Genomic DNA, 12275 nt, shown 5'->3' with positions numbered 1-12275 from the left:
CGAACACATGTACGAGTGCTTAGCTCGCGACGGCCTCCAGAGCACGATCGTCGGCGGTCTCGCGCACCGCTCGGTTCACCGAGCTCACGATGGCCTTGAGGGCGGCACGACTCGTGTCCGGATCGATGCCGACGCCCCACAGTCGGGTGCCGTCGACCTCGAGGTCGACATACGCGGCAGCCAGGGCATCGCCGCCCGATCCCATCGCGTGTTCGACGTAGTCGAACAGGGTGATCTCGTGGCCGCGCTCCCCCAGCGCCTTGAGGAAGGCATCGACCGGGCCGTTGCCCGTGGTCGTGATGGAGACGGCCTCGTCGGCGACCCGGAGGTCGACGGAGAGCTCCGTGACGCCATCACTCGCGCTTGTGCTCGTCGTGCGCGTGATCTCGTACTGGCCCCAGCGCTCGGCCTCGGTGTGCGTCCCGCCGACGGGGAGGTACTCGTCCTGGAAGATCGTCCAGATCGCGTCGCTCGACACTTCTCCGCCCTCGGTGTCGGTGTGCTCCTGCACGACCGCACTGAACTCGATCTGCAGGCGTCGCGGCAGATCCAGCGCGTGGTCGGTGAGCAGCAGGTAGGCGACTCCGCCCTTGCCCGACTGCGAGTTCACGCGAATCACGGCCTCGTACGAGCGACCCAGGTCTCGCGGGTCGACCGGCAGGTACGGCACGGCCCATTCGAGGTCGTTGACCGAGACGCCGGCGGCCTCGGCATCCGCCGCCATGCGCTCGAAGCCCTTCTTGATCGCGTCCTGGTGCGACCCAGAGAAAGCGGTGTAGACGAGATCGCCTGCCCACGGGCTGCGCTCGGGCACGCGCAGCTGCGTGCAGTACTCGGCGGTGCGGCGCACCTCGTCCAGGCGAGAGAAGTCGATCTGCGGGTCGATGCCCTGCGTGAACATGTTGATCCCGAGCGCGACCAGGTCGACGTTGCCGGTGCGCTCACCGTTTCCGAACAGGCACCCCTCAATTCGATCGGCCCCTGCCAGATACCCGAGCTCTGCCGCGGCAACGCCCGTGCCCCGGTCGTTGTGCGGGTGCAGCGAGATGATGACGTTCTCGCGGTGGTTGAGGTGACGCCCCATCCACTCGATCGAGTCCGCGTAGATGTTCGGCGTCGCCATCTCGACCGTCGCGGGCAGGTTAATGATGACCTTGCGCTCGGGCGTGGGCGTGAAGACTTCGAGCACGGCGTTGCAGACCTCGGCGGCGTACTCGAGCTCGGTGCCGGTGTACGACTCGGGCGAGTACTCGTAGTAGATCTCGGTGCCCGCGGCGATGGACTCACTCGCGACACAGAACTTCGCGCCCTCCACCGCGAGCTGCTTGATGCCCTCGCGATCCTGACGGAACACCACGTCGCGCTGGAGGATGCTGGTCGAGTTGTACAGGTGCACGATCGCGCGCTTCGCGCCGATCAGCGATTCGTAAGTGCGAGTGATCAGGTGCTCGCGCGCCTGGGTGAGCACCTGGATGGTGACGTCGTCGGGGATCGCATTGTCCTCGATCAGGTGGCGCACGAAATCGAAGTCGGTCTGACTCGCCGAGGGGAACCCGACCTCGATCTCCTTGTAGCCCATCTGCACGAGCAGATCAAACATGATCCGCTTGCGCTCGGGGCTCATCGGGTCGATGAGGGCCTGGTTGCCGTCGCGCAGGTCGACCGCGCACCAACGCGGCGCCTGAGTGATGCGCTTGGACGGCCAGGTGCGATCGGGCAGATCGACCGCGATGATCTCGTGGTACGGGCGGTACCGGTGGACCGGCATCTGCGAGGGCTGCTGGGTGTTCTTCATGATCTTCTCCGTGGGGTCGAAGTCCGTCTGGACTCAGAGCGGTCGGCCACGCAAAACACCGCGACGAGGAAGGCCTGAGAACTAGGCCTCGTCGCGGCAGCTAAGGAGAAGCAGAGCGTGCAGCACATTTCCACTCTAGCACCGCGATCGGCGGCTGACCGTTCCCCAGTACGCTGGGGCCATGTTCGGTCGACTCTTCTCCGCGCTCACGCTCGCCTCAGTGGTGCTGCTCGCCTTCCCGGCAGCGGCGCATGCCGACGTCGAGGACTTCGAGTACGCAAGCTGGGATCAACGGGTCTCCCTCGACCTCGACGCCGAGGGTCGCGCGGTCGCGCAGGTCACCGAGACCATCGTCGCCGATTTCCCCGAGTTCGATCAGAACCGCGGCATGGTGCGCGGCGTGCCCCAGATCTACGACAACGCCCGGCTCTCCCCCAGCAATTTCAACGTCGTGAACGAGCGCGGCGAGCCAGTCCCGTTCACGCTCGACGCAGACGACGATTTTCGGGTGGTCCTCACGGGCGATGACTCGTACGTGCACGGGCTCCAGACCTACGTCATTACCTACACACTGCAGAACGTGATTCACGTGCCCGGTGACGCACCGATCGACGAGTTTTACTGGGATCTCCTCCCCCTGTCGCGCGAACAGCCGATCCGCGAGTTCAGTGCGACGGTCGCCTTTTCACCTCGCCTGGCAAATGCCCTGAGCGGGCCAGCCTCGTGCTACAGCGGTGAAGCCAATTCGACCGCCTCATGCTCTCTCCAGGGGCCACAGCCGACGGCCGACGGCGGCGCGGAGTTCATCCTCCAGCCGCTGGCGCTCCCCGCGAACTCGGGCGTGACGGTCGCGATCGCGCTTGCGCCCGGCACCGTCGTGCAGCCGACGAGTCGTGAGAAGAACTTCGCGACGGACGTCCTGCCGATCGGCATCGGGGCAGGCGGGGTCGGTCTCGCGGCGGCAGCCGGGATCCTCACCGCCCGGCACCGCAAGCGGGCACGCACCGCGACGGGCGTCATCATCGCCCAGTACGACGTGCCGGACTCACTGCCCCCCATACTGGTGCCGGCGATTCTCGAGGGCACCAAGGCGGCGATTCCCGCCGAGTTCATTCACCTGGCCGTACGCGGGGCGATTCGGGTCGAGGACGGCGAGCAGCCGAAGCAACCGGTCTTCCGACTGCTGGACGCGTCGAGGGCCGCCGACCCCCTCGATGCGCGGGCGCTCGTCGAGATCTTCGGCGCCGGCAGCCCCGTCGGCACCGCCCTGCCGCTGCCCAAGTCCGACACCGATTTCTCCTCACGCATGTCCGCCCTCAGCGCGTTCGCCCAGAAGGACGCGAAGCAGCGGGGCCTCTTGGCGGGCCAACGGGCCCCCGGTGCGGCGAGGCTCGGGCTCATCGGCGTCGGCATCGCCCTCATCGGCGTCGCGCTGTCCGCGTTCGGCCTGTTCACGGGCCACATGAATGCGAGCGGCGCCTTCGCGATCAGCGTCTTCGCGCTGATTCTCTCCGCGATTGTCGCCATCGCGTCCTCGATCAAGTGGCCGACGCACACTCCAGCGGGCGCCGAAGCACGCGAGTACCTCTTGGGCGTTCGCGAGTTCATCAGGGTCGCCGAGGCCGACCGGCTGCAGATGCTGCAGTCGTACTCGGGCGCAGATCGTCAGGGCGTCGAGGGCGCTCAGGTGGTACACATCTACGAGCGCCTCCTGCCCTATGCAATGCTCTTTGGCCTCGAGAAGGAGTGGGGCAAGGTACTGCAGCTCGCCTACGAGACCCAGCACACGGCTCCGCTCTGGTACCCGGGGTTTGCACTCGGCAGCCAGAGCTTCGATCAGTCGATCTCGAAGTTCTCGCAGTACGTCGGGTCGTCCGCGAGCTACTCCTCGAGCAGCTCCAGCGGTTCGGGCGGCGGCGGCTTCTCAGGCGGTGGCGGGGGCGGCGGCTTCTCAGGCGGGAGGTAGCCCGCCCCAGCCGCGGAGCCGTTCAGCCCGCCCCGCACATACACGAACGCCCGCCGAGCCCCGAGGGGCCAGCGGGCGTTCGTCGCGCTCGGAGCGGCGCCTACTTGATGCGGCGGGTGTAGGTCGCGCTTCCAAAGCCAAGAATGAGCAGGCCGATCAACGAGAACAGCCACAACAGGAAGAACGAGAACACACCGGACTTCCCAAAACGCTCGCCGAGGCGGAACGCGAGGAGAATACCGAAGATGAAGTTCGCGATGGGCACGAGGTACCACAGCGACATCCAGCCGGAGTACCCCGCGACCTTCACCAAGAAGATCACATTGACGATGGGGATGATCGCGAGGATGCCGGCGTACCCGGCCTTCGTGAAGATCCGCCACATCGCAATCGCGCCGATGACGTAAATCGCGAGCGAAATCACCACGGAAGTGGTGGATCCTGCGACCTCCGCGATGTTGTCGAACATCGTGGTGTTGTAGTCCATGTCTGCCCCCTTGGTTTGGTGTGGTCAGCCTATCGCTTCACTAGAACCCGAGGCGACCCAAGAATTTCGGGTCCCGCTGCCATTCCTTCAGCACCTTGACGCGGAGGGACAGATACACGCGGCGGCCCAGCAGTGCCTCGATCTGGTGACGCGCTTGCTCCCCCACCTGCTTCAGGCGGCTGCCGCCCTTGCCGATGATGATGCCCTTTTGACTGTCACGCTCGACGTAGAGGTTCGCGTAGAGCTCGAGGAGTCCGTCCTCGCGCTCCTCGCGGTCCTCGATCACGACGGCGATCGAGTGCGGCAGTTCGTCGTGGACGCCCTCGAGCACGGCCTCACGGATGAGCTCGGCGATGCGGTCGTCGTCCCCCTCGTCGGTCATCTGCTCAGCCGGATACAGCGGCGGCGAGACGGGCATGAGCTTCAAGAGCTCGCGCATGAGAATCTCTAGCTGTTCCTGGCCTCGCTCGCTCGAGTCGACCGCCGACAGCGGGATAACCGCGTCCCACTCGCGCAGCGCGTCCACACGGGCGATCTGCTCGATGGACTGGTTCATGCTCGCGGTGTCCATCTTGGTAATGATCGCGACCTTCTTCGCGCGCGGGTACTCTTCGAGCTGCTCGCTGATGAAGCGGTCACCCGGACCGAGCTTCTCGTTCGCCGGCACGCAGAAACCGATCACGTCGACATCGCCAAGCGTCGACTGCACGAGCGCGTTCAGGCGCTCGCCGAGCAGCGTGCGGGGCCGGTGAATGCCCGGGGTGTCGACGATGATCAGCTGGCCGTCTTCGCGGTGGACGATCCCGCGGATGGCGCGCCGGGTCGTCTGCGGCTTCGCGCTCGTGATGGCGACCTTCTCGCCGACGAGCGCGTTGGTCAGGGTCGACTTGCCGACGTTGGGCCTGCCCACGAACGAGACGAAGCCCGCCCGGTGCGTGGACTCGGGTACTGCGTGTTCCGTCATGATTTTTCCTCCGAGTTCAGGGACTCCCGAAAGCCGTCCCCGTTCGCCTGGTCGTCGCCCACCCATCGTGCGCGCACCGTCACCAGCCTCTGTGTCTTACGTTCTGTCTCCAAGGCGGTGAGCTCGATCCCGGCGAGGACGACCGTGTCCCCTGGTTCGGCAAGCCGACCCAGTTCTTTGGCCACCAAGCCGCCGACGGACTCTACGTCGTCGTCTTCCAGCTCAATGCCGAAGAGTTCTCCGAGCTCGTCGACGGGCAACCGCGCGTTCACGCGGAACTCACCCTCGCGCTCGAGCACGGCGTCCGGTTGTTCACGGTCGTGCTCGTCGCTAATGTCGCCCACGAGCTCCTCGATGAGGTCCTCCAGCGTCACCAGCCCGGCGATCCCGCCGTACTCGTCCACCACGAGCGCCAGGTGGTTCGCCTCCCGCTGCATCTGGCGCAGCAGGTCGTCGCCGCGCTGGAGATCGGGAACAAACACTGCCGGCTTCATAATCCGCGAGACCGCAGTCGTGTCCGCCTCGTCCGGCCGACGCAGCACGAACCCGGCGACGTCGCGCAGGTACGCGACGCCCACAACGTCATCGACGTCGCCCGTGACGACCGGGATCCGGGAGTGGCGTGACGTGAGCAGCTGCTCAAACGCCTCTCGCACCGTCTCCGTGCCGTCGATGGTCACCATGTCGGTGCGGGGCACCATGACCTCGCGCACGAGCGTGTCCCCGAACTCGACGATCGAGTGGATGAGGTCGCGGTCGTCCTCCTCGAGCAACTCCTGCTCGGCGGCATGATCGACCATCGAGAGCAGCTGCTGCTCGTCGCGGATGCGCGCGCTGCCGGTGCCGCGGGCCGGAGTCACCCAGTCCCCCAGCCGGATCAGCCCGCTCGCGATCGGGCCGAGGACGATGCGCAGCACGCGCACGGTCGGGGCGGTCGCCCGCAGGATCTGGTCGGGGTGGTGCGTGCCGATGCTGCGGGGGCTTGAACCGACGAGGACGTAGGTGACGGCCGTCATAATCAGGGTCGCGAGCGCGAGTGTGACCCACAGCTCCTCGATCGTGTACGCGAGCACGACCGTGATCAGCACGGCAGCGAGCGTCTCAGCAATCACGCGGACGAAGTTGAGCGCGTTGAGGTGCGAGGCCTCGTCGTCGGCGATCGCCCGAATCGCGCGCCCGCTGCCAGCTTGTTCGTCGGCGAGGGCGATGAGCTGCGCGCGCGAGCGCACCGAAAGCGCTGCGTCGGTCGCCGCGAGCAGTCCGCCAACGGCGAGCAGCACCACTGCCGCCGTGACGAGCAGCGCGAGCACTGCGCCGCTCACTTGCCCCGCTCGCTCATCGCAAAGCTCAACAGAATGTCCCGCTGGAGCCCGAACATCTCGGCCTCTTCCTCGGGCACCGCGTGGTCAAAGCCCAGCAGGTGAAGCACCCCGTGGGTGAGGAGCACGTTGATCTCCTGCGCCGTCGAGTGACCCGCCGCGACCGCCTGCGTCTCGGCAACCGACGGGCAGATCACGATGTCACCTAAGAGGCCCGCCGGGGTCGGCTGGTCGGCGCTGCCCGGGCGTAACTCGTCCATGGGGAAGCTGAGCACGTCGGTCGGGCCGGGCTCATCCATCCATTGCACGTGCAGCTGCTCAATGGTCGCCTCGTCCACGAGCAGGATCGCGACGTCCGTATCGGGGTGGACGTGCATCGCGCCCATCGCAAAGGTGGCGAGGCGCTGGAGGCCCGCCTCGTCGACCTCGTAGCCGGATTCGTTGTTGATCTCGACGCTCATCGCGGACGCTCCTTGGTTGCTGCTGTGTCAGGCGAGGCCTGGGAATTCTGCCGCGCAAAGCGCTTGGCCTGTTCAATTTCCTCGTACGACGAGTACGCGTCGACGATGCGCCCAACGAGGCTGTGCCGCACGATGTCGTCGCTCGTGAGGTTCGTGAAGTGCACGTCGTCGACACCCTCCAGGATCCGGGTGACGACGCGCAACCCGCTTGCCGCGAGCGGCAGATCGACCTGGGTGATGTCACCGGTGACGACCATCTTCGAGCCGAAGCCGAGTCGGGTGAGGAACATCTTCATCTGCTCGGGCGTCGTGTTCTGCGCCTCGTCGAGAATGACGAACGACTCGTTCAGCGTGCGCCCGCGCATGTACGCAAGCGGGGCGACCTCAATCGTGCCGCTTGCGAGCAAGCGGGGCACGAGGTCCGGGTCCATCATCGCCCCGACTGCGTCAAAGAGCGGGCGCAGGTACGGGTCAATCTTGTCCTCGAGCGTGCCGGGGAGGTACCCCAGGCGCTCACCGGCCTCGACGGCGGGCCGCGTCAGGATGATCTTCGCGACCTCGCGGCGCTGCAGAGCCTGCACGGCCTTCGCCATCGCGAGATAGGTCTTGCCCGTGCCGGCCGGGCCGATGCCGAACACGATGGTGTTCCGGTCGATCGCGTCGATGTACTCGCGCTGGCCCTCGGTCTGCGGGCGCACAGACTTTCCGCGGACCGTCAGGATCGGCTCCGACAGCATCTGCGCCGCGTTCGTCCCCTCGTGCTCATGGACCATGCGGGACACCTCTCGGACATCGTGGCTGTTGACCGGGCCGCTGCGCCGGGCGACCTCAAGAATTTGTTCGGTGACGCGCTCCGCGGCGCGCACCGCGGAGGCGGGGCCGCGCAGGGTGAGTACGTAGTCGCGGACGTGGAACTCCACCGCGGGATGGTTGGCCTCAAGCTCAGCGATCAGGCGATCGCGGTGCCCCAGGAAATCCGCCACGTCGACCCCGGTGAGCAGAAGCGTGCGACTGAGTAGCGGGTCGCCAATGTGCGACCCCGGTGTGACGGCGTCACGACCCAACGAGGCTCCGTTCTTCGAGCCCGCCGGCGAGCACGTGGGCGTGCACGTGGAAGACCGTCTGCCCGGCGTTCGCGCCCGAGTTAAAGATCATGCGAAAGTCGCCGTCTGCGTGCTCGGCGGCGAGCCGCTGAGCGACCGTAACTATCTCGGCGAGCAGCGACGGATCGCCCGCTGCGAGCTCAGCGACGTTGGCGTACTCGGTCGTCTTCGGGATCACCAGCAGGTGCACGGGTGCCTGCGGAGCGGCGTCGGGGAACGCGATGACGCGCTCCGTCTCCGCAAGGATCTTCACGGGGATCTCGCCCGACACAATCTTGCCGAACACCGTCTCTTCTGCCATGCCGTCCAGTCTATCGCGCGGGCCCGGGAAACTGCCGCTCTCCCGCCGGGGTCGCCGCCACGATGTTGCGTCGACCGAGGCCGGTGAGCGCAAAGTCGTAGGACTCGCCAACCTGGATCGCCTCACGCACCTGGACATCCCAGAAGTGCCCTCGGAGGGAGTCCTTCGAGATGCGAAAGCTGCCGCAGCTCGACTCGACGCGTTGCTGATACCCGGCATGGCGCGCTCCCGGAGTCCGAATATGCTCATTGGAAGACACGAGGCAATTCGCTTCTGCCGACGGTACAAACTGGCCGACGCCCATGACCACGAGCATCGCCCCCATGGCCGCGAGCACGCCCCAGCTCAGCCAGTGCCGCCAGGTGATCCGGACGCGACGCTTCCGGCTCGGCGGCCTCCGCGCCCGGGTGACGACCAGCACCGCGGTGCTCGCCGTCACGATCGTCACGATCAGAAACGCCAGGCAGACCGGCAGGATCCTGCCCGCACCAAATCTCGCGGCCACCAGATTGAACGCCGCAAACGAGAGAAACGAGGAGACCGCCGACGTGGAGAGGAGCAAGAACCAGCACCGGACAAACTTCGGTTGCCGCTGGGTACACCAGACGAAGGTCAGCCCGCCGGCCGCCCCGAGCAGGGCGAACGCCGCCACCGCCGCCGCGCGCCCGAAGGTCAGCGTCTCCGGGTGCCCCAGCGCCGCTGACCAGACCCAGATGGGGCCGACCCAGCCAGCCGCCGCGAGGAGCCCGACGAACCCGAGGGTGAGCTTCAGCTCACGGCTCCACGGTCGGCGTCGTCGCCTCGCCACCGCTCGCGCTACCAGCGTCCGAGCGCGACATTCACGATGGCTAGGGCCGCCGGTCCCGCGCTCGACGTCCGCAGCACCGTCGATCCCAGCAGCAGGATCTCGGCGCCCGCGCCGGCAAGCCGGTCGATCTCGGCGTCGCTCAGGCCGCCCTCGGGGCCGACCACGAGGTAGATGTCGCGCGGATCCTGCCCCGAAATCTCGGCGGCCCACGAGCTCAGCGTGCGCTCGCCCCGTGGGTGCAGGACGACGACGTTCGACTCGCCCGCGGCGAGTTCACACAACTCAGCCATGAGCAGCGGCTGGGTGACCTCTGGAATGTGCGCGCGCAGCGACTGCTTGGACGCCTCGCGCGCGATGCGTTGCCACTTGGCGACGCCCTTCGCGACGTTCTCATCGCCGTTTGTGCCCTTGCCCCGCCAGCGCGAGATCGTGTACGCGGACTCCCAGGGCGCAATGGCGTCGACACCGAACTCGGTCGACTGCTCGACCGCCCGCTCGGCGCGGTCCCCCTTCGCGAGGGCCTGGACGAGCACAACGCGACGCTCAGGGCGCTTTTCGCGCCGAACGGACGCCACGCGCACGGTGAAGCGCTTCTTCTCGGCGGTCTCGACGACACCGCTCGCGATCACGCCCGCGCCGTCACCGATCAGGATCTGCTCGCCGACACGCAGCCGACTCACGGCGACCGCGTGGCGCGCTTCTTCCCCGGTGACCTCAAGGAGACCGCCGGGGGCAAAGTCCGAAGCACTTGCCGTGTCGGTGAAGTACAGGTTCGCCATCTCGAGCTCCGGCCTAGCGGAAGAAGCGGTCACGGATCTTGCCGAAGAGTCCCTGCTGGAACTCGCCGAGCTTGGGCCCGTCTTCCTTGCGGAGCGCGGCAAGCTGGTGCACGAGGTCCCGCTCGCGGGAGCTCAGCTTCGTCGGGGTGATTACCTGGATGGCCACCTTGAGGTCGCCGCGCGCGGTGCTGCGGAGCTTCTGCACACCGCGGGCGCGGACCGTCATGATGTCGCCCGACTGCGAACCCGGGGCGATCTCGAGCGAGATGTCGCCGTCGAGACCCGGCACCGTCGCGGTGGCGCCGAGGATCGCGTCGGTCATCTGTACCTCGAGGGTGCAGAGCAAGTCATCGCCCTCGCGGCTAAACACGTCGTGGTGGGCCACGCGGAACTCGATGAACAGGTCGCCGTTCGGGCCACCCGCGGGGCCGACCTCGCCGCCGCCGCGCATCTGCATACGGGTGCCCGTCTCGATGCCCGAGGGGATGTCGACGGTGATGGTGCGGCGCTCGCGCACGCGTCCCTGCCCGCCGCACTCCACGCAGGGGTGCTCGATGATCGTGCCATGCCCGCGGCACGATCCGCAGGGGTGGTTCGTGACGACGTTGCCGAACAGCGAACGGACCTGGCGCTGGACCGAACCGGAGCCGTGGCAGACGTCGCAGGTGGTGGGCGAGGTGCCCGGCTGGCAGCAGCTGCCGTTGCAGGTGCCACACAGCGCCGCGGTGTCGACCGACAGCTCGCGCTGCACCCCGAACATGACGTCCTCGAGGGTGACATCGACGCGAATGAGCGCGTCCTGCCCGCGTTCGGTGCGCGAGCGCGGGCCCTGCTGCCCGCCGAAGCCGCCCCCGAAGAAGGTCTCGAAGATATCGCCGAAGCCTCCGGCGTTTCCGCCCTGCCCGCCCATGTCGTACTGCTGGCGTTCCTGCGGGTCACTGAGCACATCGTAGGCGTGAGTGACCGCTTTGAACCGCTCGGATGCCTCGGGGCTCGGGTTCACGTCGGGGTGCAGCTCGCGGGCGAGCTTGCGGTACGCCTTCTTGATCTGCTCGATGCTGGCGTCGCGCTCGACGCCCAAGGTCTCATAATGGTCGACCACTGCTGGCGACTCCTTCAGGTGTGTGTTTCGGTCAATTCAACGATGCAGAGGGGACTCTCGGGGCAAGGCCCTAGGTGCCACTCCCCAGCATCCGGTTCAGGTAGCGGGCGACAGCGCGCACCGCGGTCATGTTGCCGGCGTAATCCATGCGCATGGGGCCAAGCACCCCGATACGCGACACCGAGTCGCTGGACGACTCGTAGCTGGACGCGATCACCGCGGTGTCGGGCAGTCCGTACTGCAGGTTTTCGCGGCCGATCGAAGCGGTGACCTCGCGACCGTCGCTCGTGAGTTCCCCGAAGAGGCGCAGCAGGGTCACCTGCTCCTCAATCGCCTCGAGGACCGCCGGAAGCCCGCCAAAGCTCTCCCCCGGCTTCGTGAGATTCGCTGTCCCCGAGAGCGCGATGCGGTCGGTGCGGTTGGACTGCAGCTGGCCGATCAGCACCCCGAGCACCGTGCCGACGAGCTCGGCCTCCTCTGGCCTCGCCCAGTCGTCGCAGCTGGCGAGCAACCGCGCCGCGGCGCCGGCCGCCTGCTCGATGTCCAGCCCGATCAGGGCCGGGGTGATCCGGTCGCGCACGCCGTGCACCCAGGCCTCGGTGACCTGCGCGCCCGGGAGGCGAGCAATCTGCTGCTCGACGACGCCGGTCCCCGTGATGAGGACGCACAACACCCGATCCTCGGCGACCGCCACAAGCTCGATATGCCGCACGACCGCGCGCTTGAGCGACGGGTACTGCACCACTGCAACCTGATTGGTGAGCTGCGCGAGCAGGCGAACCGTGCGGGCGAGCGCGTCGTCAAGGTCGCTCGAATCATCAAGAAAGCGCTCAATCGCGGTCCGCTGCGCCTGGCTCAGCGGCCGCAGGTCGCGCAGCGTATCGACGTAGAGCCGGTACCCCTTGTCGGTGGGCACCCGACCGGACGAGGTGTGCGGAGCCGCGATCAGCTCCTCCTCCTCGAGTAGGGCCATATCGTTGCGAATGGTCGCCGCCGAGACGCCGAACTGGTACCGATCGACCAATGCCTTCGAACCAACGGGCTCGTGCGAGACGACGTAGTCGCCCACGATGGCGTGCAGCACAGCCAAGCTGCGTTCCGAGACCATTCGCCCCCCCTTCGATTACTGGCACTCTCGTTGCCGGAGTGCTAAAAGCCTAGCGCAGAGCTCCCCAGAAAAGCTGAAGCGC

The 12275-nt window shown here is 67.1% G+C and carries 12 protein-coding genes; 1 reads left to right on the top strand and 11 read right to left on the bottom strand.

The annotated features are described in order from the left end of the window. Positions 1-19: 19 nt before the first annotated feature. Complete coding sequence (leuA, locus tag JW030_RS05505; protein WP_188044934.1) at positions 20-1795, bottom strand: 2-isopropylmalate synthase; 1776 nt, start codon at positions 1793-1795, stop codon at positions 20-22. A 181-nt stretch (positions 1796-1976) separates the two neighbouring features. Between leuA and JW030_RS05500 the strand changes: the two genes are divergently transcribed. Further along, positions 1977-3761 carry a DUF2207 domain-containing protein gene (locus tag JW030_RS05500; protein ID WP_188044935.1) on the top strand — a complete coding sequence of 595 codons (1785 nt, stop codon included), beginning with the start codon at positions 1977-1979 and terminating at the stop codon, positions 3759-3761. Between the two features lie 100 nt (positions 3762-3861). On the opposite strand, the gene JW030_RS05495 is transcribed toward JW030_RS05500, so the two are convergent. From JW030_RS05495 to hrcA, 10 genes are all read right to left on the bottom strand, one after another. Continuing rightward, positions 3862-4248: a DUF5684 domain-containing protein gene (locus tag JW030_RS05495; protein WP_188044936.1), complete on the bottom strand. Its 387-nt coding sequence runs from the start codon at positions 4246-4248 to the stop codon at positions 3862-3864. Positions 4249-4288: 40 nt separating this feature from the next. After that, positions 4289-5212, bottom strand: coding sequence for a GTPase Era (gene era / locus JW030_RS05490; protein WP_188044937.1), 924 nt, complete (start codon positions 5210-5212; stop codon positions 4289-4291). Beyond that, on the bottom strand, positions 5209-6534 hold the full coding sequence (locus JW030_RS05485; protein WP_188044938.1) for a hemolysin family protein: 1326 nt from the start codon (positions 6532-6534) through the stop codon (positions 5209-5211). The genes era and JW030_RS05485 overlap by 4 nt, the downstream gene beginning before the upstream one ends. After that, positions 6531-6992 (bottom strand): rRNA maturation RNase YbeY, encoded by a 462-nt coding sequence (gene ybeY / locus JW030_RS05480; protein ID WP_188044939.1) that lies wholly within the window; start codon positions 6990-6992, stop codon positions 6531-6533. The genes JW030_RS05485 and ybeY overlap by 4 nt, the downstream gene beginning before the upstream one ends. Next, positions 6989-8056 carry a PhoH family protein gene (locus JW030_RS05475; RefSeq protein ID WP_223159817.1) on the bottom strand — a complete coding sequence of 356 codons (1068 nt, stop codon included), beginning with the start codon at positions 8054-8056 and terminating at the stop codon, positions 6989-6991. The genes ybeY and JW030_RS05475 overlap by 4 nt, the downstream gene beginning before the upstream one ends. Then, the gene (locus tag JW030_RS05470) at positions 8046-8396 is read right to left on the bottom strand and encodes an HIT domain-containing protein (protein ID WP_188044940.1); all 351 of its coding nucleotides are present in this window, start codon (positions 8394-8396) and stop codon (positions 8046-8048) included. Before JW030_RS05470 ends, JW030_RS05475 begins: the two co-directional genes overlap by 11 nt. 10 nt (positions 8397-8406) lie before the next feature. After that, on the bottom strand, positions 8407-9204 hold the full coding sequence (locus JW030_RS05465) for a hypothetical protein (RefSeq protein WP_188044941.1): 798 nt from the start codon (positions 9202-9204) through the stop codon (positions 8407-8409). An 8-nt stretch (positions 9205-9212) separates the two neighbouring features. Further along, positions 9213-10016 carry a 16S rRNA (uracil(1498)-N(3))-methyltransferase gene (locus JW030_RS05460; RefSeq protein WP_370567018.1) on the bottom strand — a complete coding sequence of 268 codons (804 nt, stop codon included), beginning with the start codon at positions 10014-10016 and terminating at the stop codon, positions 9213-9215. After that, positions 9997-11085 carry a molecular chaperone DnaJ gene (gene dnaJ / locus JW030_RS05455; protein ID WP_188044942.1) on the bottom strand — a complete coding sequence of 363 codons (1089 nt, stop codon included), beginning with the start codon at positions 11083-11085 and terminating at the stop codon, positions 9997-9999. Before dnaJ ends, JW030_RS05460 begins: the two co-directional genes overlap by 20 nt. Before the next feature lie 70 nt (positions 11086-11155). Further along, positions 11156-12193: a heat-inducible transcriptional repressor HrcA gene (gene hrcA / locus JW030_RS05450; RefSeq protein WP_188044943.1), complete on the bottom strand. Its 1038-nt coding sequence runs from the start codon at positions 12191-12193 to the stop codon at positions 11156-11158. Positions 12194-12275 lie beyond the last annotated feature (82 nt).

Source organism: Leucobacter sp. CX169 (assembly GCF_017161405.1).
In the GTDB taxonomy this organism is placed as follows: domain Bacteria; phylum Actinomycetota; class Actinomycetes; order Actinomycetales; family Microbacteriaceae; genus Cx-87.
Note: the sequence above shows the minus strand (reverse complement) of the source record. Positions and strands in the feature narration are given on the sequence as shown.

What these genes read in the sequence shown, in the direction of transcription:
- era (WP_188044937.1), bottom strand. Translation starts at nt 5,212, where the DNA reads ATGACGGAACACGCAGTACCCGAGTCCACGCACCGGGCGGGCTTCGTC.
- JW030_RS05500 (WP_188044935.1), top strand. Translation starts at nt 1,977, where the DNA reads ATGTTCGGTCGACTCTTCTCCGCGCTCACGCTCGCCTCAGTGGTGCTG.
- ybeY (WP_188044939.1), bottom strand. Translation starts at nt 6,992, where the DNA reads ATGAGCGTCGAGATCAACAACGAATCCGGCTACGAGGTCGACGAGGCG.
- leuA (WP_188044934.1), bottom strand. Translation starts at nt 1,795, where the DNA reads ATGAAGAACACCCAGCAGCCCTCGCAGATGCCGGTCCACCGGTACCGC.
- hrcA (WP_188044943.1), bottom strand. Translation starts at nt 12,193, where the DNA reads ATGGTCTCGGAACGCAGCTTGGCTGTGCTGCACGCCATCGTGGGCGAC.
- JW030_RS05495 (WP_188044936.1), bottom strand. Translation starts at nt 4,248, where the DNA reads ATGGACTACAACACCACGATGTTCGACAACATCGCGGAGGTCGCAGGA.
- JW030_RS05470 (WP_188044940.1), bottom strand. Translation starts at nt 8,396, where the DNA reads ATGGCAGAAGAGACGGTGTTCGGCAAGATTGTGTCGGGCGAGATCCCC.